The organism is Syntrophales bacterium (assembly GCA_023229765.1).
Taxonomy (GTDB): Bacteria; Desulfobacterota; Syntrophia; order Syntrophales; family UBA5619; genus DYTH01.
This window is the reverse complement of the sequence record JALNYO010000020.1, coordinates 26,044-46,322: the sequence shown is the minus strand read 5'-3', so window position 1 is coordinate 46,322 and position 20,279 is coordinate 26,044. Positions and strand designations below refer to the sequence as shown.

Annotated in this window: 16 protein-coding genes; 5 read left to right on the top strand and 11 right to left on the bottom strand. The window is 49.5% G+C overall.

Annotated features, from left to right (window positions below):
- Positions 1-36: 36 nt before the first annotated feature.
- The 8 genes from M0P74_11540 to recG all read right to left on the bottom strand — a co-directional run bounded on the left by M0P74_11540 (position 37) and on the right by recG (position 11,974).
- Positions 37-876, bottom strand: a complete 840-nt coding sequence (locus M0P74_11540; protein MCK9364213.1) for an FAD/NAD(P)-binding protein — start codon at positions 874-876, stop codon at positions 37-39.
- A 14-nt stretch (positions 877-890) separates the two neighbouring features.
- Positions 891-1,913 (bottom strand): 4Fe-4S dicluster domain-containing protein, encoded by a 1,023-nt coding sequence (locus tag M0P74_11535; GenBank protein MCK9364212.1) that lies wholly within the window; start codon positions 1,911-1,913, stop codon positions 891-893.
- A gap of 48 nt (positions 1,914-1,961) precedes the next feature.
- Complete coding sequence (locus M0P74_11530) at positions 1,962-2,810, bottom strand: CoB--CoM heterodisulfide reductase iron-sulfur subunit B family protein (GenBank protein MCK9364211.1); 849 nt, start codon at positions 2,808-2,810, stop codon at positions 1,962-1,964.
- Positions 2,811-2,842: 32 nt separating this feature from the next.
- Positions 2,843-3,385, bottom strand: coding sequence for a 4Fe-4S dicluster domain-containing protein (locus M0P74_11525; GenBank protein ID MCK9364210.1), 543 nt, complete (start codon positions 3,383-3,385; stop codon positions 2,843-2,845).
- A 24-nt stretch (positions 3,386-3,409) separates the two neighbouring features.
- Positions 3,410-4,420: a Coenzyme F420 hydrogenase/dehydrogenase, beta subunit C-terminal domain gene (locus M0P74_11520; GenBank protein ID MCK9364209.1), complete on the bottom strand. Its 1,011-nt coding sequence runs from the start codon at positions 4,418-4,420 to the stop codon at positions 3,410-3,412.
- Between the two features lie 28 nt (positions 4,421-4,448).
- A complete protein-coding gene (locus M0P74_11515; GenBank protein MCK9364208.1) occupies positions 4,449-4,889 on the bottom strand; it encodes a hydrogenase iron-sulfur subunit in 441 nt (146 codons plus the stop codon).
- A 40-nt stretch (positions 4,890-4,929) separates the two neighbouring features.
- Positions 4,930-9,357, bottom strand: coding sequence for an NAD(P)-binding protein (locus tag M0P74_11510; protein MCK9364207.1), 4,428 nt, complete (start codon positions 9,355-9,357; stop codon positions 4,930-4,932).
- Positions 9,358-9,523: 166 nt separating this feature from the next.
- Positions 9,524-11,974 (bottom strand): ATP-dependent DNA helicase RecG, encoded by a 2,451-nt coding sequence (recG, locus tag M0P74_11505; GenBank protein MCK9364206.1) that lies wholly within the window; start codon positions 11,972-11,974, stop codon positions 9,524-9,526.
- Between the two features lie 196 nt (positions 11,975-12,170).
- On the opposite strand from recG, the gene purM reads away from it, so the two are divergent.
- From purM to recJ, 5 genes are all read left to right on the top strand, one after another.
- A complete protein-coding gene (gene purM, locus M0P74_11500; protein MCK9364205.1) occupies positions 12,171-13,214 on the top strand; it encodes a phosphoribosylformylglycinamidine cyclo-ligase in 1,044 nt (347 codons plus the stop codon).
- The gene (gene purN / locus M0P74_11495; protein MCK9364204.1) at positions 13,189-13,899 is read left to right on the top strand and encodes a phosphoribosylglycinamide formyltransferase; all 711 of its coding nucleotides are present in this window, start codon (positions 13,189-13,191) and stop codon (positions 13,897-13,899) included. Before purM ends, purN begins: the two co-directional genes overlap by 26 nt.
- 14 nt (positions 13,900-13,913) lie before the next feature.
- A complete protein-coding gene (locus tag M0P74_11490; GenBank protein ID MCK9364203.1) occupies positions 13,914-15,362 on the top strand; it encodes an ATP-dependent 6-phosphofructokinase in 1,449 nt (482 codons plus the stop codon).
- A gap of 65 nt (positions 15,363-15,427) precedes the next feature.
- The gene (gene rpmB / locus M0P74_11485; protein MCK9364202.1) at positions 15,428-15,625 is read left to right on the top strand and encodes a 50S ribosomal protein L28; all 198 of its coding nucleotides are present in this window, start codon (positions 15,428-15,430) and stop codon (positions 15,623-15,625) included.
- A 109-nt stretch (positions 15,626-15,734) separates the two neighbouring features.
- Positions 15,735-17,471, top strand: a complete 1,737-nt coding sequence (recJ, locus tag M0P74_11480; protein MCK9364201.1) for a single-stranded-DNA-specific exonuclease RecJ — start codon at positions 15,735-15,737, stop codon at positions 17,469-17,471.
- Here recJ and M0P74_11475 read toward each other — a convergent pair.
- Genes M0P74_11475 through M0P74_11465 form a run of 3 tightly spaced genes read right to left on the bottom strand, consistent with a single transcriptional unit; the run spans position 17,468 to position 20,235 of the window.
- Positions 17,468-18,268, bottom strand: coding sequence for an ABC transporter ATP-binding protein (locus M0P74_11475; GenBank protein ID MCK9364200.1), 801 nt, complete (start codon positions 18,266-18,268; stop codon positions 17,468-17,470). The genes recJ and M0P74_11475 overlap by 4 nt on opposite strands.
- 10 nt (positions 18,269-18,278) lie before the next feature.
- The gene (locus tag M0P74_11470; GenBank protein MCK9364199.1) at positions 18,279-19,349 is read right to left on the bottom strand and encodes a branched-chain amino acid ABC transporter permease; all 1,071 of its coding nucleotides are present in this window, start codon (positions 19,347-19,349) and stop codon (positions 18,279-18,281) included.
- 7 nt (positions 19,350-19,356) lie between these two features.
- Positions 19,357-20,235 carry a branched-chain amino acid ABC transporter permease gene (locus M0P74_11465; GenBank protein MCK9364198.1) on the bottom strand — a complete coding sequence of 293 codons (879 nt, stop codon included), beginning with the start codon at positions 20,233-20,235 and terminating at the stop codon, positions 19,357-19,359.
- Between the last annotated feature and the right edge of the window lie 44 nt (positions 20,236-20,279).

Below are 20,279 nucleotides of genomic sequence, written 5' to 3'. Positions count from 1 at the left end.
ATCCTGCCGGTTTATTGTTATAACGTATTGAGCTTATTAATATTCTTTAGTCAGTTTGTCCAACTCCGCCAGGGAAAATACCGGGCCGTCTTTGCAGACGTACTTATTGCCGACATTGCAGCGACCGCACTTGCCTATACCACATTTCATCCGCATTTCCAGCGATGTGATGATATTTTCCTTCGAGAATCCCAAATCGAAAAAGACCGGCAGCGTAAAGCGGATCATGATGGGCGGGCCGCAGATAACGGTCACTGCGTTTTCGGAACTGGGCGCCACCTCTTTGCACACTGTGGGGACAAATCCTTCCCTGCCCTTCCACGTCGCATCTCCCTTATCAACCGTGATATTTACGTTCAGGTCGTCCCTTTTTTCCCAGGCGGCAAGTTCGTCTTTATAAAGCAGCAAACCAGGATTTCTGGAACCGTAAATAATGGTAATTTTACCGAAACGTTTGCGGTTGTCTTCATAAATCATGTAATTAATCAGGGATCGCAAAGTTGTAAAGGCAAAACCACCACCGACAATCACCAGGTTTTTCCCTTCCAGATACTCGATCGGCCAGGAATTGCCCATCGGGCCGCGCACACCCATCATGGTTCCTTCTTCCATTTCATGGAGGGCGCTGGTAACGACTCCCGCTTTCTGCACGGTAAATTCTATATAGCCCTTCTGCGTGGGCGAGGAGGCAATCCCTATGGGAGATTCCCCTTTGCCGTAAACGGAAAGCTCGCCGAACTGGCCGGGAATATATTGGAATGCCTCTTCGTCTTCCTTATTCACGAATTTCAAACGGAAAGTCTTGATGTCTTTCGTGTCCACTTCCGTGATAATTTTGGCGATCTCAACAGGATACGGGATATAAGGATTTTGCATTACTTGCTCCATGACTATAACTTGGAAATATCTTCCACGACTTTTCTGATGTCCAGATTAACGGGACAGGATCTCACACAACGGCCGCAACCCACGCAGGCGATGGCGTTAAAATTATCCACATAATACTTGAATTTGTGCATGATGCGCTGGCGCCATCTCTCTTTCTGCGAGGTTCGCGGATTGTGTCCGGACGTTTCTTTCGTGAAAAGAGGAAACATGCAAGAATCCCACGAACGAATCCGCACCCCGTCGCTTCCCGTAGCCTCATCGCTGATGTCGAAGCAATGGCAGGTGGGGCACAGATAGGTGCAGGTTCCGCAGGCGAGGCACTTGCTGTGGATTGTCGCCCAGAAGGGATGCTCAAAATTGCTATCCAGAAGCGGTTTTATTTCATGAGCCGGTATTTTGGATTTGATGGCCTGCTTTGCCTTTTCGCTGACCTCCATCTTCCTGCTGTCGTCAGCTTCATCGGTTTTGAGATCGCCGAAATATTTCAGCAGTTTTTCTCCTTTGGCCGTGATGAATTCCGCCAGATAATTTGCGTCAAGCTCCGTCAGCAGAATATCCGCGCCCCCGCCGGAAAGCGGTTCACCATCCACAGAGGTACAGAAGCAGGTAGCGTACGGCGGCTGCACACAGGTCAGAGTAATGACCGTGGTATTGTTTCTTTTGGCGACATAGTATGGATCCCTGTACTTTTCCTGATCAAAAAGCATGTCCAGTAGCGCAAAGCTCTGGGCGTCACAGGGACGAACGCCGAAAAGGACCGCTTTATCTGCCTTACTTTCTTCCTCAGAAAAGACCATTCCTTTCGGAGTGCGGGTGTATTTCATCAGCTTTTCCGTATGCGGGAAGAATACCTGCTTGGGCGCGTTTCGGGAATTGAGATAGGCGAAAAATGGCTCCGTATCTTGAGACAGGGGCGCGAAAAGCACGTTATCCTCCTCTCTTACCGGAACCCAAACCGTCAATTCCATCGCCATCTTTCTGGCTATACCTGCAAGCGAATCTTTGTTGATTAACCGCTTTTCCATAATTTCCTCTAACTTATGTGCCTTCGTTTCAGCAAATCTGCCGCACCGTTAAATAAGCTTCAACCCGCGGAGTAATGGCCGCGGATCAAAGATGTGTGATTTGAAAGTCTCCTCTGCTCCAGATAATTCCATGGCCAGCGCCATTAGTTCGGTAAAATAAAATACAGGCATTTTCAATTCCGGAGAGGGACGCATGTCGAGATTATTCATGCACAAAGGACAGGCGGTAACCACACAGTTAGCTCCCGCTTCCCGAGCCGCTCGCATCAGTCTGTCAACCATGTTTACAACAATGTTTGTTTTACTGATGGCCAAACTGCCACCGCAGCAACAGGTTTTATAGGACCAGTTGTGTACATCAGCGCCGAGCGCATCCAATATGTCGCCAAGCAGGTGAGGGTTTTCGTAATTATCGAAGGCACAGACCTCCGGGGGCCGTAAAAGCAGACAGCCGTAATAGGCAACCGGCCTTAACCCGGACAATTGTTTAGTCACTTTTGCTGCCAGCGTATCCAAACCGATTTCATTGTAAATAATATCTATCGGATTGCGGATTGCGTTTCCACCCTCGTATTTGGCGCCGACGATGCCTTCAATCCTTGTTTTCAGTTTCTCGTCGGTTTTCAGATGATGTTCAGCCGTTTTGAAACGATTGAAACAGGCGGCGCAGGGAACCATGACATCCCTGTCGTCCCTCTGAGCGATAATCATGTTGCGCGCCGACAGGGCAATGGAGAGGTCGAAATTTGTGCTGTGCGCGGACGAAGCCCCACAGCAGGACCAGTCTTCAACTTCCCTGAGTTCAATCCCCAGTGCGCTGCTGACAGTCCTCATTGACTGGTCATATTCTTTTCCCGTCGCATGCAGAGAGCAGCCGGGATAGTAGGAAACCTTCAACACCAACCTCCTTATTTACCAACACTTTGTTTCTAAAGAAATTTATCCCCCTGGGCCTGATTTTTTTCAAAGATGTCTTTCACGGATTTCAAATCCTTAGTCCGTGGCGACAACAGGGACAATTTGCCTTTGGCAAGCATATCTGCACCCAGAAGCATGTCCGAAAACAAATCACCGGATTTTAATTTATACTGCACCATCAGCAGGGGCTCATTGATTCTGCCCAACATTTTGATATTGGAAAGGAAGGCCTCGTGGAATTTCAGGATGTTTTTCTCGTGAGCGACAACGCCGGACTCAATTGCCATCTGCCTTAAAACATCCATCATCCGCGCTATATCCACCTCATTGGGACAGCGGGTTACGCAGGTTTCGCAGGAAAGACAAAGCCAGATGGTCGAGCTGTTGAGTACTTCAGCGCGTTTGCCGTTTTGAATCATCCTTATAACCTTGTTCGGGTTATATTCCATGTAGGCAGCGACGGGACAGCCGGCAGTGCACCTGCGGCAGTGATAGCATCTCTGCAGGACCACTCCGTCAATCCGCTCATTAACTTCATTCAGGAAAGTTTTCATATTCACCTTTTTTACCCGAACTTATTATGGGTTGTAGATAAAATCCTGCTTGTCATGCTCGCCGTATTTGCCCAAGGGCGGCATCTCTTCCAGCGAAGAGCCCGCCCTGCTGCCGAAAAGTTCCCAACAATCCTTTTCTTCCTTTTTCAAATAGTTGCGCAGGTCAACACCCGTCGTGCAAACGGAAACACAGGAGCCGCAATCAACACAACGGCCGACCATGTGAAATAAGCGCATACATTGAAATACCTGCGTATCGCTCTCGTCATCACCGATGCCCACCCACTGCGGCTGGCTCTGTTCGGCAAAGCACGTCGGACAGTAACAGGAAGGACAGGCCTGACGGCAGGCGTAACAGCGGAGGCATTTCCCCATTTCCTTTGTGAAGTGAGCCCAGCGCTCTGCAAGGGATTTTTTCTCAAATTCATTAATTTTTTCGTATTCATTATCCGGGTTCATGGCCGGGGCCGGAGACCCGATAATGATGTCGGAAATAATCGGATTATTAAACCGGCAGGCGCGGCAGTTGTCGGCAAGAAGATCGGCCCGGGAAAGAGTTTTATCCCCGGCGGCGGTCTTGACTTTAATCTGTCCGTTTTCAACATTCCCATCCAGAATTTCTTCACCCTGCAACGTTTTCTCCAGTTTTTTTCTGTCCAGATACCCTTCGCAGGGGACGCCGATGATATGCACTTCATCGCGGTCGTACTGTCTCTCCTGGAGATGGAGAACAAGTGACCTGGTTGTGCAGCCGCGGGCGACAACGCCGATAACCTTCTTTTTGCGGTCTTCCGGTTTGACGCGCTTCTGGGAATTCTTGTGATTAGTGATAAAATCATGGACATATTTAGCAATATTTTGCGTGCAGAGCTCGTTGAAGACCAGTTTCTCGGCTTCTTCCGGAGAGTTTATAAAGCATGGGGTCGCAGTCAAAGGCAATGTTCCCGTTTCATAGCCGATAATGACATCAACACTTTTTTCCAAAAGCAGCCTTTTTGCTTCGTCCCGTAATTTTATTTCGATGTTTTCCACCATTGGGCTCCATCAATAATCTATTTTCCAATTAACCAATTTGCTTGATCATTTTTTCAGCAGGTCCGAGGGCCTTGACCTTGGCGGTCACACCCCTGATGACTTGCGCAAAACGGTCGCCTTCGGAGGCGGAGACCCAGGTAAATATCGTCCTGTCGCCTTCGATGCCGATGTAATTCAGGAAACTTTTTAACGCGGCAAACTTGCGGCGGGCAACCAAATTTCCCGATATATAGTGGCACTCGCCGGGATGACAACCGGAAACCAGAACCCCGTCTGCCCCTTCCTGAAGTGCTTTCACTATATAAAAAGGATTAATCCTGCCGGTGCAGGGAACCCGGATAATTCTCACATTGGGCGGATACTGAATTCTGCTGATGCCCGCCAGATCGGCACCGGCATAGGTGCACCAGTTGCAGACAATTGCGACAATTTTGGGTTCCCATTTTTCTTTTTCCAAATTTTCAGCCATATATACTCCCTGCACGGCGTTTTTGCCGCGATGCTTATCGTTAATAAAATGCCCCAATTTGGGAGAGTATTTCCTCATTGTTAAAGCCGTTCAAATCAGCGGCGTTCATGCGGCAGGATGCCGTGCAGACGCCGCAGCCCTTGCAAAGGACGGCATTGACTTCAGCGCAGCCTTCAATGACGTTGACCGCAATAGCGCCGAACGGACAGTTGATTTCGCAAAGCCCGCACGCCGAGCAGAGCTCTTTGTTGACAAAAGCCGTCTTTCCTTCCGCCTCAATGTAATCCTGTGTCAAAATCATACAGGCGCGAGAAACAGCGGCATTTGCCTGGGTAACGGATTCGTCGCTGAACTTCGGCGAATGCGCCATACCGCACATAAAGACACCATCGGTCGCAAAATCCACCGGGCGCAATTTCACATGCGCCTCGAGGAAAAACCCGTCCTGATTGGTCGGCACTTTCAACATATTGCCGATCATCACATTTTCCGGATTGGGCACAACGCCGACACTCAAGACCACAATATCGGCAGGCAGACTGACTGCTTCATCAAGAATAGGATCCAGAATATTTACCGTCACTTTATCGCCGGCGGCAACAATTTCCGGCTTTATCGCCTCTTCATAGGAGATAAACTTTATATTCGCCTCACGCGCCTCTTTGTAATAATCTTCCTTAAAGCCGTATGTACGGATATCACGGTAAATTATTGTAATGTCCCGGGACGGATCGTTAGCCTTCAATATCAGTGCATTCTTTATGGCCTCGCTGCAACAGAATCGGCTGCAGTAAGGCCGCTCCTTATCGCGGGAACCGACGCATTGAATCATGACGATGTTTTTAGCAGCGGCAAGTTCAGGGGCTTCTTCGCAAATCAGACTCTCCAGCTCTCTTTGTGTTTTAATTTTGGCGTTTTGACCGTAGAGATATTCCTGCGGTTTATGTTCATAGGCTCCACTCGCGACAATCACAACGCCGTGTTCAAAAACTTTTTCAACATCCCTGGCCAGTACGGTTGTTTTGTAATTGCCGATAAAGCCTTCAATTTTCTTGATTTGCGCGTTTTGAACGACGGTGATTAACGGATTATCATCTACCTTTCCCAAAAGGTTTTTAAGGTGGTCGCGGGTATCGAGCCCTTCGAGAGTTTTATACAAACGACGGTAATTGCCACCCAACTGATCTTCCTTCTCCACAATGAAGGACGGGAAATTCAGATCAGCCAGCGTCAGTGCTGCCGTCATCCCGGCCAGACCACCGCCAATAATCAAGGCCGCGTGATTGACGGGAAGCTGACCGGGCTTCAGGGGTTTTAAATAGTGCGCCTTGGCTACAGACATTCTGACCAAATCCTTGGCTTTTTGCGTTGCCGCTTCCGGTTCATGCACGTGAACCCAGGAATCCTGATCGCGGATGTTAGCCATCTCAAACAGGTATCTGTTCAGGCCGGCCTTTTCGCAATTCTCCTGAAACAGGCCTTCATGGGTACGCGGAGAGCAGGAAGCCACGACTACCCTCGTCAAATTATGTTCCTTGATGACTTCCGCCATCTTGACCGCCGTATCCTGGGAACAGGTGAAGAGATTGTCCGCAGCATAAACAACCGACGGCAGGGTTGACGCATAATCCCTGACGGATGGAACATCGACAACACCGCCGATATTGATGCCGCAATGGCAGACAAAAACACCGGTGCGGACTGCCTGGCCGCGCAAATCCTTTTCCTCGGGCATCTCCTCGGCGATCGTCAGCGTGCCGCGTTTGGCGGCCAGCAGGCCTTCCGCACAGGCAGCAGCAGCGCTCGCTTCCATGACCGTCTCGGGAATGTCCTTAGGCCCACCGAAAGCGCCGCAGACAAAGACGCCTGGGCGCGACGTCTGCACCGGGTTTTCCATGGTGGTTTTGCAGAAACCGTGCTTTTCCAGTTCGATGCCAAGACTGGCGGAGAGTTTATTGGCTTCTTTGGGCGGCGTGAGTCCGACGGAAAGAACGACCATGTCAAATTCTTCTTCCACCAGTGTGCCGTCGGGTTTTACGTAAGTGATCAGCAAATTGTTCGTCTGCTGTAATTCTTTAATAACCGAAGGCAGCGAACGGATGTAACGGATGCCGTATTCTTCTTTGGCACGATTGACAAAGCGATCAAAATCCTTGCCGTGGGCGCGAATATCCATGTAGAAAATGGTAGCATCCAGCCCATTGGCGTGCTCCTTGCCGATAATCGCTTCCTTCGTCGCGTACATGCAACATACAGAAGAGCACCAACTGTTGTTGCAGGAGGTGTCGCGGGAACCGACGCACTGAATGAAGGCGATCTTCCTGGGCTCTTTGCCGTCGGAAATTCTCTGCACATGCCCGAAGAAAGGGCCGGAAGCGGAAAGAATCCGTTCAAACTGAATGCTGGAGACAACATTTTTATAAATGCCGTAGCCGTATTCACCACGCAGCCGGGCGTCAAAAATCTCAAAACCTGGGGAGGCAATGACAGCGCCGACATCAATTGTTTCTTCTTCAAAAATCATATCGTGGTCGATTGCCTTGGCAAGACAGGCATCAACGCATTGATAACATTCCGAACAGATGCCGCAGGAAAGACACCGCGCCGCTTCGGCTTTGGCCTGCTCTTCGGTGAAACCAAGGCCTACCTCATCAAAATTTGATTTCCTTTTCTTGACCTCCATCAGTGGATACTCAACGCGTTTGACTTTTTTGACCTTGCTGTTGTCGCCATGATCCGCCAGGCCTTTTGTCCAGTCATGGGCGCGTCCCGCCCCGAGGTCCCCGCCATTCAGATAACGACTAATGGAAATCGCCGCCTGTTTTCCGGCATTAATAGCTTTGACAGCCGTTGCAGGCCCGGTTGTAACGTCGCCGCCCGCGAAAATTCCCGGCACACTGGTTGCGAAGGTTACGGCATCCGCGTCAATGTTATTCCATTTATTAATGGTTATGCCGCTCTCCTTGCTGATGAAGGATAGTTCGTTGGCCTGGCCGATTGCCGGGACAACAGCATCAACTTCTATGGTAAACTCCGAACCTTTGATGGGCACGGGACGGCGTCTTCCGCTGGCATCGGGTTCGCCCAATTCCATGCGGAGACACTCAACGGCGGTGACACGGCCGTTATTGCCGATAATCCTAACCGGCGCCGCCAGAAATTCCATCCTTATTCCCTCTTCCAGCGCCTCTTCAATTTCATCCGGCGCCGCGGGCATTTCGTCCCTCGTCCGGCGGTAAAGAATGAAGACTTCCCTGGAGCCGGTGCGAATTGCCGTGCGGACAGCATCCATTGCGACATTTCCGCCTCCGACTACCGCAACACGGTTACCCAGGAATATTTTGTCGCCGAGATTAACCCTCTTCAGGTAATCAATGCCGTGAATAACGCCTTCCAAATCCTCGCCGGGAATGTCGAGTTTGGAGCTGATATGCGAACCGCAGCCGATGAATACGGCATCATGGTTATTTTTAAGTTCGGCAAGCGTGACATCTATGCCGACACGGGTATTCAATTTTATTTTAACGCCCAGATCCTCTATGATTCTGATTTCGGCGTTGAAGATATTTTTCGGGAGACGATATTCAGGGATGCCGACTGCCAGCCAGCCTCCCGCTACCGGAAGCGCTTCAAAGACTTCAATGTCATAACCTTCGATGGCCAGGTAATAGGCGGCGGTAAGACCGGCCGGGCCGGCGCCGACAATCGCCACCTTCTTGTTTTTCTTTTCCGCTATTTCGGGAATAAATTTGGAGGCATCGTTCAAATCCAGATCGGCAACAAACCGCTTCAAGTGCATAATATCAACAGGTTGCTCGACCTCGCCCCTTTTACAGGCTGTTTCACAGGGATGGTTACAGACGCGGCCGCAAACCGAGGGGAACGGATTATCATTTTTAATGAGTTTCAGCGCTTCGCGGTATTTGCCGGCGGCAATGAGAGCTATATAGCCCTGCACGCTGATATGTGCGGGGCAAGCGGCTTTACAGGGAGAAGTTCCAAGCTTGTCAATGGCAAAGGCGCTGGGAATCGCCTGGGGGAAATGGCGGTAAATCGCCTTTCGTTCACTTAAATCACCGTTAAACCCGGACAAAACGGAAACCGGGCAGACATTGGCGCAATCACCGCAACCGGTGCATTTATCGAGATTAACAAAGCGCGGGGCGCGAGTCATTTTTATTTTAAAGTGCCCCGGTTCGCCCTCGACTGTTTCCACCGTGCGCCGCGTCATTATATCGACATTGGGATGGCGGCCTACTTCCACCAGCTTGGGCGACAATATGCAGGCGGAACAGTCATTTGTCGGAAAAGTTTTATCGAGCTGCGCCATTACGCCGCCGACACTGATCCCGTTTTCCACCAGGTAAACTTTTATTCCCGAATTCGCTAAATCGAGGGAAGCCTGAATGCCCGCGATCCCCGAACCGACCACCATTACCGCGCCTACTTTTTCGTTATCTTTCAGCACTGATCTAAGCCTCGTTGATTTTTTTAATAAACGCCATGGCAAAAAATATCTGATAAAATGGCAGACCTAATTTGAATTTTTAACCATAATTAAACTGCCCTGTCAAGCGCAGTTTACATTCGCAATAGAGGAAATCAGAAATGCGCCCCGTGCCTAAGACCCAGAGCTATCCGGTTTTCGCCAGGGACAGTCTGCCTTCCCATCTGCGCAGCAGGACATCCCGGAGTTCAGAGTGATTCGGGTCTGTCAGATACGGATCATTATCCACAACCGAAAAGGCATCTTCCTTCGCCTCAGAGAGAATCCTGCCATCCCGTGCGATGTTGGCTATCCTGAAATCGGGAAGGCCGGATTGTCTGGTTCCCATGAATTCACCCGGCCCCCGTATAGCCAGATCCTCTTCGGCAATGCGGAAGCCGTCGTTAGTCTCCTCCATAATGCGCAATCTTTTGCGGGCGTCTTCAGAGGAAGGCTTCTGAACAAGCAGGATGCAGTAAGACGGAGCACCGCCCCGGCCCACACGCCCCCTCAGCTGGTGAAGCTGGGATAGCCCGAACCGCTCCGCGTGTTCGATTACCATCAGCGACGCGGCGGGAATGTCAATCCCAACTTCAATGACCGTTGTCGCGACGAGAATGTTTATTTTCATCCCGACAAAATCACTCATAACCTGCTCTTTTTCCTTACCTTTCATCCGGCCATGGACAAGGCCGACGTTCAGCTCCGGAAAAACATTCTTGTGGAGGTGTTCCGCCATACAAACGGCATCCTTAAGGTCAAGATTTTCTGAAGCTTCTACCAGGGGATAGACAATGAACACCTGATTGCCTTTTTTAACCTCACGGCGGATAATTTCATAAACGCGCGACCGTTGCGCTTCCGAAAAAACCTTCGTCCGCGTTGGCTGTTTTCCGGGGGGCATTTCATCGATAATCGAGACGTCCAGATCGCCATAAACCGTCATTGCCAGGGTGCGGGGGATGGGGGTTGCGGTCATGACCAGGACATCGGGAATTTGCCCTTTTTTGCGGAGGGCTGCCCTCTGAACGACGCCGAAGCGGTGCTGTTCATCGATCACAACGAGCCCCAACTTTTTAAAAACAACCTTGCCCTGAATCAGGGCATGTGTGCCTACTACAAACCCACTCCGTCCGTTTTCTATTTTCTCCAGAACCTCCGCCTTTTGGGGCGCCGACAGATTGCCGGTCAGCAGCTCGCATTTGATTCCCAGCTTATCCAACAATTCAGATATATTGCGGTAGTGCTGTTCGGCAAGAATTTCGGTCGGGGCCATAATTGCCGTCTGATATCCATTCGCACAGGCAACCACGGCAGCGACAGTCGCAACAATTGTCTTTCCGGAGCCCACATCCCCCTGTAAAAGCCTGTTCATAGGCAACGGAGAGGCCATGTCTTTCCCGATTTCCGCGATAGTGCGACTTTGGGCGCCGGTTAGAGAAAAAGGGAGGATATTGTAGAGATTGCGCAGCATCTCCGGATTGACGTTGAAAGAAATGCCCTTTTCGAGAAGCTGTCCCTTTTTTCTCAAGGCCATTCCCAGTTGAAAAAAGAAAAACTCATCATAGATGAGCCGCCGATGGGCCGCCGAATGCATCTGTTGATAGTCATCGATATTGTGGTCGTTATCGGGGAAATGGACCATACGAAAAGCATTGCGAAAATCCATCAGGGAGCGGCTTTTGATTATATTTTCAGGGATCGGGCTCATCATGAGGGGCGCAAAGTCGCGCATAGCTCGCCACGTTATCCGCCGAATAGTTTTTTGGGGAAGCCCGGCTGTTTCGGAATAGATCGGCACAATCCTCTTGAAGTGGAGGAGCTGATCCTCACCTTCGCTGAGAATCTCGAAATCAGGATGGATTATTTCCCGTTCAAAAGGAAACCCGACAATCACGCCGGCAAGGATGACGCGGGCGTTTGGCTTAAAGGCATTACGAAAAAACAGTTCCTGTCCTTTAAACCATTTGGCCTTTATAACCCCGGAAGAGTCCTCGATTAGAGCTTCGAACACCTTTTTCCTGCCATAGAAACGCAGCTCAGCATGCACGACTCTGCCTACGACAATCTGCTTTACTCCAGGAACAGTTTCCGCGATCAGGGAAATATTCCGGCGGTCTTCGTAGCGGCGAGGGAGAAAGTAGAGAAGCTCCTCTATCGTTTTTATATCTTTACGGGTGAAAAGAGCGGCCATCCTCGGTCCCACCCCGGAGATAGAAGTAATAGGAAGGGAAAGGGCAGTTTGCACACGTAACGCCCCCTCCCCACCTTTTCCATTTTCACTATCAGAATCTCTTTGCAGAATGCCTTTCAAATCAGCAAGCGCTTTGACTGCATTATCTATCCGTACTTTCTTCTCTTCGGCGCCTGACCCATCATAATCGAGAAACAGCCTTGAAAGTTCATTGATGATGGCATCCCTATCCTTAATCCGGGTAAGTTTATTGCCCTTGGGATTGACAGCTCCTCGGAGCTGCTTCAGAAGAGACGTCATCGCCTCGCCGAGATTTTCGACAAGCGACAGGCGGCTGTAAGAGTTCCATGCTGCAAAAAAAAGCGGCGCCTCCATTTTTTCGATGATTTTTAATAATGGCTCCATCTTTACCCTGGCCGCGGACATGAGGAAATTTATAGAGATAACTTAACAAACGTTAGTCTTTTTAGCATATTATACATTTAGAGACAAGTAAATAATTGACTTTATGATAAAGCTAAGATAATAAACGGCCGGCGATTTATGAACATTAATCTGCGATTTAAGGATTTTTAAATTATCGTTTGGGGAGAGAAGCTGAATGACAGACAAACTTACTTACAGAAAATCTGGAGTTGACATTGATGCGGGCAATTCCTTTGTCGAGAGAATAAAACCTCTGATAAAAAACACCACCCGCAGGGAAATGATGAGTGGAATTGGCGGTTTCGGCGGCCTTTTCCACCTCGATACGGGGAAAATAAAAGACCCTCTGCTTGTCTCTTCCACGGACGGCGTAGGCACCAAACTCAAAATCGCGCAATTGATGGACAAGCATGATACGGTCGGAATCGACCTTGTTGCGATGTCGGTAAACGACATCATTGTTCAGGGAGCGGAGCCGCTCTTTTTTCTCGACTACATAGCATGCGGCAAGCTGGATGTAGATAAAAGCGTTCAAATTGTTGAAGGAATCGTCACGGGTTGTCAGGATGCCGGCTGCTCGCTGCTCGGCGGGGAAACGGCGGAGATGCCGGGTTTCTATCCAAACGGCGAGTATGATCTTGCCGGTTTTTGCGTCGGCGTTGTCGAAGCTGATAAGCTGATCGACGGATCCGAAATCCGCGTCGGCGACCGGATTATCGGAATAGCATCCTCCGGGTTGCACAGCAATGGCTTTTCACTGGTGCGGCGCATCCTCTTTGACGAAGGGAAACTGAAACCATCCGCCAAAATAGCCGGTTTTGACCAGTCATTGGGGCTCGAGCTCCTCACCCCAACCAAAATTTACGTAAAACCTATTCTCAATCTGATCAAAAATTTCCAAATCCACGGAATTGTGCATATTACCGGAGGGGGCTTTACCGAAAACATCCCCCGCATTATCCCTGCTCAGTGCTGCAGCGTAATTCGCAGAGGAAGCTGGCCCACCCTGCCGATTTTTGATTTACTCCGCGACATCGGCAAGATCGATGATGAAGAGATGTTTCGGGTGTTCAACATGGGGATCGGAATGGTCCTGATTGTCGCAAAAAATGATGAAGCAGAGATTATCGACCGGCTGGATAAAATGGGTGAGCACGGCTATGCCTTAGGAGAAATTGAAATGAGAGGGAAAGATGACCGATCAGTTTACTTCATCTGAAACTCAAGGGGTAAGAGAGGCACGGCGCAAGACTGTCCTTGGCGTTCTTGTTTCGGGAAACGGTTCAAATCTCCAGTCCCTTATAGAAAATATAGAAAACAAAAAACTCGACGGCCAGATTAGCGTAGTGATCAGCAACAATCCATGCGCCTACGCCTTGGAGAGGTGTCGAAAACATAATATTCCCACGGCGGTAGTCGATCATCGTCGCTTTGCGGCGAGAGAGGATTTTGACAGACGCGTGATTGAAATCCTCAAAGCCTCGGGAGTCGAACTTGTTGTGATGGCAGGGTTCATGCGAATACTGACTCCCCTCTTTTTTCGCGCCTTCCCGATGAAAATAATTAATATCCACCCGGCTCTCCTTCCCGCTTTTTCAGGACTCCATGTCCAGCAGAAGGCTATCGATTATGGGGTGAAATTTTCCGGATGCACCGTTCATTTTGCCGATGAAGGAGTAGATTCCGGTCCCGTAATTATCCAAGCTGTAGTTCCGGTTTATGACGATGATGATGCAAGCAGCCTCTCAAAACGCATTTTGGCAGAGGAGCATCGTATCTATCCCCAGGCCATCCAGTACTACGCTGAAGGCAGAATAGAGATAAATGGCCGCAAGGTGTGCATTCTTAACTCCACCCGGCGTGAGGATACAGCCCTTATCAACCCGCCTTTGACAATAACTTAAGGGAGACTCATAGCATGAAAACGGAGTTTAATGTTCGCAAAACGGAGTTTAATGTTTACAATGCTAAGCTTAATGTTCATAAAACAGACATCGTTTATGATTTTACGATACATGCTCTCGGCGAATGCACCATCCCGTCTCCTGTAAACGTCAGCTATTTTGTTCCCGAAGAAAGGAGATTGCTTTTCAATACCTATCTGAACGAGTTTGATTCCCTGAAATCGCCGGAGGGCTTGCCGCTTTCCTTTGAGATGGCCGGACCGCGTGAGAAAATATTCTTCGATCCCTCCAAAACAAAAGCCGCCATTGTTACCTGCGGCGGGCTTTGCCCCGGCATAAATGATGTTATCCGCTCGTTGGTTATGGAACTTTATTATCGCTATGGCGTTCAAAATGTTATTGGCATCAAGTATGGATTTCAGGGATTTATTCATAAATACGGCCATCCGGTAATTCAGCTCACGCCCGATGTCGTAAAAGACATCAATAACCTGGGGGGATCAATTCTCTCCTCCTCCCGGGGACGTCAGGATATAGACGAGATGGTGAACGCCCTGAAAAGAATGAACATTGACCTGCTTTTCACAATAGGCGGAGACGGTACCATACGGGGAACGGAGGGCATCTGCGAAGAGATTGCGCGCCGCGGTCTGAATATTGGGGTTGTCGGGATACCTAAGACTATTGACAACGACCTGAACCTGATACAGCAGTCATTCGGCTTCGATACAGCCGTTTCCGAATCGGTCAAGGCAATCCAGTGCGCCCATGTAGAGGCTAAGGGAGCGCCCAATGGAATTGGCCTTGTCAAGATCATGGGACGGGAAGCCGGCCATATTGCGGCAAGCGCCGCTTTGGCACAAAATGATGTAAATTTTGTTCTTATCCCGGAGGTTCCCTTTGATTTGGATGGTGAAAAGGGGCTGCTCAGGCAAATCGAAAAAAGGCTGAAAGAAAGCGCCCATTGTGTTCTTCTTGTCGCCGAAGGCGCAGGACAGGACATCATGTCTCAGGACTGGAAAAGGGGGGACCCTGCCCTCTGCAGCCCTTTGCAGGGGGCAACTTGTCCATATCCGGCCAACCGGCGACAGTTGACTATTGAGACAGACGCCTCGGGCAACCCCCGGCTGCATGACATCGGCGCCTTCCTGAAAAAAGAAATTGCTGATCACTTTGAAAAAACAGGCATTGAAGTTAACATTAAGTATATCGACCCCAGCTACATGATCCGCAGCGTTCCGGCAAACGCCAGTGACAGCCGCTACTGCGGTGCCCTCGGACAATATGCCGTTCATGCTGGAATGGCAGGGAAAACAGGGATAATTGTAGGCATGGTGAAGGATGAATACGTCCATATTCCCCTCAAGATGATTGGTTCCGGCACGCAGCTCGATCCCCTTGGAAATATCTGGATGAGGGTTCTGGAAGCTACCGGCCAGCCCCCTTCCCTTACTAATGATTAAAAAATGCTTGCATTTCTGACCAATATGATTTAAGTGCACCCAACATTTCAATAAGGAGTTCGGCTATGTCAAGAGTTTGTGAAGTATGTGGGAAGAAGTCGTTGAAGGGCCATAAGGTAAGCCATGCCAATAACAAGCATTCCAAGGTCTGGCAACCAAATCTCCAGAAGATCCGTTGCGTTGACGATAAATCAGGAGGGGTCAAGCAGGTTAAGGTTTGTACCCGCTGCATCCGGTCCGGTTTTGTCAAAAAAATTGTTTAAGAATATCATTCAAGAACCACAAAAGGCCGGGGGAACTTGATTATAGTTGCCCCGGCCTTTCTCGGTTATTTTACCGATATGTTTATCATGCTTTTTCAAGCGGAGTGAAATGTCCGTTCATGATCTCCCGACAACCCGCTGGCATTTGCGGGAAGAAAACAGGGAAGCTCAGTATCTGCTCGTTCGGGATCTGGGAATAAGCCCTATCGTTTCCGGAATCATTATCAATCGTGACATCGGCACTACTGAAGAAATCAGACATTACCTGTCCCCTTCCCTTCACGATCTTCATAATCCTTTTTTAATGCGGGACATGAAAAAGGCCGTTGAGCGGTTTATCACCGCTTTCCATCAAAAGAAAAAAATCGTTGTTTTTGGCGATTACGACGCAGACGGAATAACCTCGGTCGTAGTGCTTTTGCGTTTTATTTGCGAAATACATGGCAATGCAAGTTTCTACATACCGGACAGGATGTCGGAGGGATATGGTCTTAACATTGCCTCCGTTAAAAGATTCCACTCCGAAGGGGTGGGGCTTATTGTTACCGTTGATTGCGGCATGGCAAATCATGAGGAAATAGCGCTCGCCAAAGAGCTGGGCATCGACGTTATTATCCTCGATCACCATGAACCCTCGGAATCCCTGCCGCCGGCAGACGCAATCGTCAATCCGAAGCGCTCCGATTGCAGCTTTCCCTTCAAACAACTGGCTGCCGTCGGCATTGTTTTTAATTTCCTGATCGCCCTGCGCGGCGCCCTGCGTACCGAGGGGTTCTGGAGTAACAGCAACTGCCCTAATCTGCGGGGCTATCTTGATCTCGTTGCGTTGGGTACCATTGGCGATGTTGTCCCGCTGGTCGATGAAAACAGGATATTCGCTAAAATAGGTATGGAACTTATATCGCAGGACACAAGAATTGGGATACGCGCGCTGAAAATGGTTTGCGGCCTGGAAGGAAAGCCGATAGAAGCAAGCAGGGCATCCTTTACCCTCATCCCCCGGATAAATGCGGCGGGCAGGATTTCGTCGGCGGCAAATGCCGTCGAACTGCTCCTTTCCGAAAATTCAGAAGAGGCTTTCATTCTCGCGCAAAAACTTGAAGGTTTTAACAAAAAAAGACAGTTACTGGAAAGAGCGATTTTCGCTCAACTGCTGGAAACAGTGTCAAAGGCCACAACTTCCGGTGATAATGAACCAATGGTTTTCTCCTCTCCGGACTGGCATCCAGGCGTGATAGGGATTGTCGCCTCAAAACTAGCGGACCGTTTTGGCCGACCGGCGATACTTATCAGCATCAAAGATGGATTGGGCAAGGGCTCAGGACGCAGCGCCGCAGATTTTAATCTCTTCGAGGGGATCAAGCGTTGTGAATCGCATCTGCTGGCCTACGGCGGCCATCGCTATGCGGCCGGCATCCTGATCGAGGAAGAAAATATAGCCCCGTTCACAAAGCAGTTAAGTGAAATTATCAACGACAGCTGTCCGGAACAGGAATTTGCCTCATGCACCGCAATTGACGCCCAGTGCCTGCTGGCCGACATAAACCATGAACTGCTTACACAAATTCAGATGCTGGCCCCTTTTGGCAGCGGCAATCAGGAACCGATCCTCTGCGCCAGAAATGTTAGCGTTTCATCTCCGGCAATTGTCGGAAACAACCATTTAAAAATGCGCGTCAGTAATAACGGCATCTCCCGGGACTCTATCTGGTTCAACAAGGGTCAATACCTGCCCATAATCAGCCAAGCTGTGCTCGATATTGTCTTTACCCCAAAAATTAATGACTGGAACGGAGCGGAAAACATCCAATTGATAATGAGGGACGCGATAGTCAAAAAAAACTAAAGCCATCTTTTTCTACGCCGGTAGGATTTTACCTCGTCATAAGATTTGGCATCCCCTGTTACCGACATTCCCAGATAGAATTCCTTAATATCCGGGTTTTCACGGACGGCCTCCGCGGAGCCTTCCATAACAATCTTGCCGTTTTCCATTACATAGCCGTAATGGGCAATCTGGAGGGCCATCTGGGCGTTTTGTTCGACAAGGATGATAGTGGTTCCCTCGTCTTCGTTTATCCTTTTAATTATGCCGAAGATTTCCCGTACAAGGATCGGCGCCAGACCAAGGGAGGGCTCGTCCAGAAGCAGCAATTCCGGATGGGCCATGAGCCCCCGTCCAATAACGAGCATCTGCAATTCTCCGCCGCTGCAGTAACCGGCGAGTCTTTTGCGCATTGTACTTAAGGCGGGGAAATAATTATAAACCTTGTCGAGGTCTTCCTGATAGGGTTTCCCTGACCTTGTCGCCGTTCCCACCCGGAGATTTTCCTCTATTGTTAAATATTTGAACGGTTGTCTCCCTTCCAATACCTGGATAATGCCGTTTCGGGTGATTTCTTCCGGAGATTTGTTATGCATCGGGCGCTCCTTATAAAGAATCGCCCCCTCCGTTACCATCCCGTTTTCCGGCTTCAGAAGTCCCGATATTGCCTTCAGGGTTGTCGTTTTACCTGCCCCGTTGCTTCCCAGCAGGGAGACAATCTGACCCTGCTCAACCGACAGCGAAACACCCTTAAGAACCTGAATTACGTCCGAGTAAACAACCGAAATGTTGTTGAGTTGCAATAATTTTTGTGCCATTTAAAAACCTTCAGTAAGGGAAAGGCCAGAGGCGGAAGTTGGAGCGAACGATCCGCCACACCTCCGCTAATCCGCGCGGTTCAAACAGAATAAAGAGAACGATGGCAACCCCGTAAAAAAACTCCCGCAGAGGCGCCAGGCTCAGACCCAGTTGCGTGACGATTGCGCTGTTCATCAGGAAATCGGTCATAAAACGCAGTAGCTCGTTGAGCACTGTAATGAACACGGCTCCAAAAATGGAACCGGAAATGCTTCCCAAGCCGCCGATGATCACCATCGCCAGATACTCCACCGAAAGTGCGAGATTGAATGGTTCCGTTGTGATGCTGCCCATATAATACGCCCAAAGGGCGCCGGCAAAACCGGCATAAAAAGAGCTGACGGCAAACGCAAAGACCTTGTAAGGGAAAATGGGAATTCCCATTCCTTCCGCCGCCCTGTCGTTATCCCTGATCGCAATCCATGCTCTCCCAAAACGCGTGCGGATCAGATTAACGGCGATCCACAGCATCAAAGCGAGCAGCGGGAAAATTATATAATAAAAGGGAATATCCCCCTGGATGGTGAATCCGAAGAACACGGGCATTGGCATCGTGATTCCCATCGTTCCCTTTGTCATATATTCCCAATGCACCAGTACATATTCGATTATAAACTGACCGGCCAGGGTGGCGATAGTCAAATACAGTCCCTTGAGTCGTCCGGAGGGCACGCCGAAAATCATGCCTACCCCGGCGGTGATCAATCCGGCAGCAGGGATAGTGATAAATATCGGCAGATTAAGCCTGGTCGCCAGAATTGCCCCTGCATAGGCGCCAACCCCGAAGAACGCCCCGTGGCCGAGCGATATCTGCCCGGTAAAACCGGTCAGCAGATTCAACCCGATTACTGAAATTGCCGCTATTCCGGTGATATTCATCACATAAATAAGATAAGGGCTGAGCGGCATCAGCGGCACGGATAAAAGTAAGATAATGCCGACTATGGCCCAAATCCTGCCGAAGTCGGTAGAAAAGACCGTAAGCTCCCGGTCATAAGACTCGTTGAAGTTGCCGCAGGGATGTAATTGGATTTTTTTCATCTTTTTTTTAAACCCGTTCGATTTCTTTTAACCCGAACAAACCGTATGGCTTGATCAGCAGAATAAGCACCAGGATTATATAAGGCACAACATCGCGCAGCGAGGGGGAGATATATCCCCCGGTAAACGTCTCCAAAAGACCAATAATCAGACCGCCGACGATCGCGCCGCCGATGCTGTCAAGCCCTCCAAGAATGATTACCGGAAACACCTTTAAACCCAAAGCGGACAGATCGTGAACATTGACGCCGTTGATAATTCCCAGAACTATGCCGCTCATCCCGGCTACAAGGGCGGCTATCGCCCAGGAAAGGGCAAAAACGCGTCTTACATTGACGCCGAGAGAAAGGGCGGCCCGCTGGTTGTCGGCAACAGAGCGCATGTAAATCCCCTGTGAGGAAAATTTAAAGAAAAGACCGAAGATTATCAAAAAGAAGATGCCTATGCCAAAAGTCGCCACATAAACAGGCGGGATGCTGACCACCCCTAAACGAAAGCCCATCGATTCCGGAAGAAAATTGGGGTATGTGTAGAGATTACCCCCCCAGATAAGCAGAATTATCCCTTTGAACATTGCCGCCAGACCAACCGTCAGCATTATGACAAAGATCAGTTTCTCTCCAATCAAGGGCCTGAGAAAAACCCTTTCAATCAGGATTCCGGTAATAAAACAGGCAACAAGCGTAAAGATAAACGCAAGAATAACAGGCAGCTTGACAACCGTGATAAAGATCAGAAAGAAATAACCGCCCAGTGCGAGCAATTCACCATGCGCAAAGTTCAAAACGCTTGACGATTTGAAGATCATTACAAAACCCATCGCGGAAAGTCCATATACGAACCCGACGGAAAGACCTCCGATCAGCAGCTGCAAAAAAAAATCCACCTTAACCCTCCCTAACCTTGCAGTGTCTTAAAAATCGTTTTTTT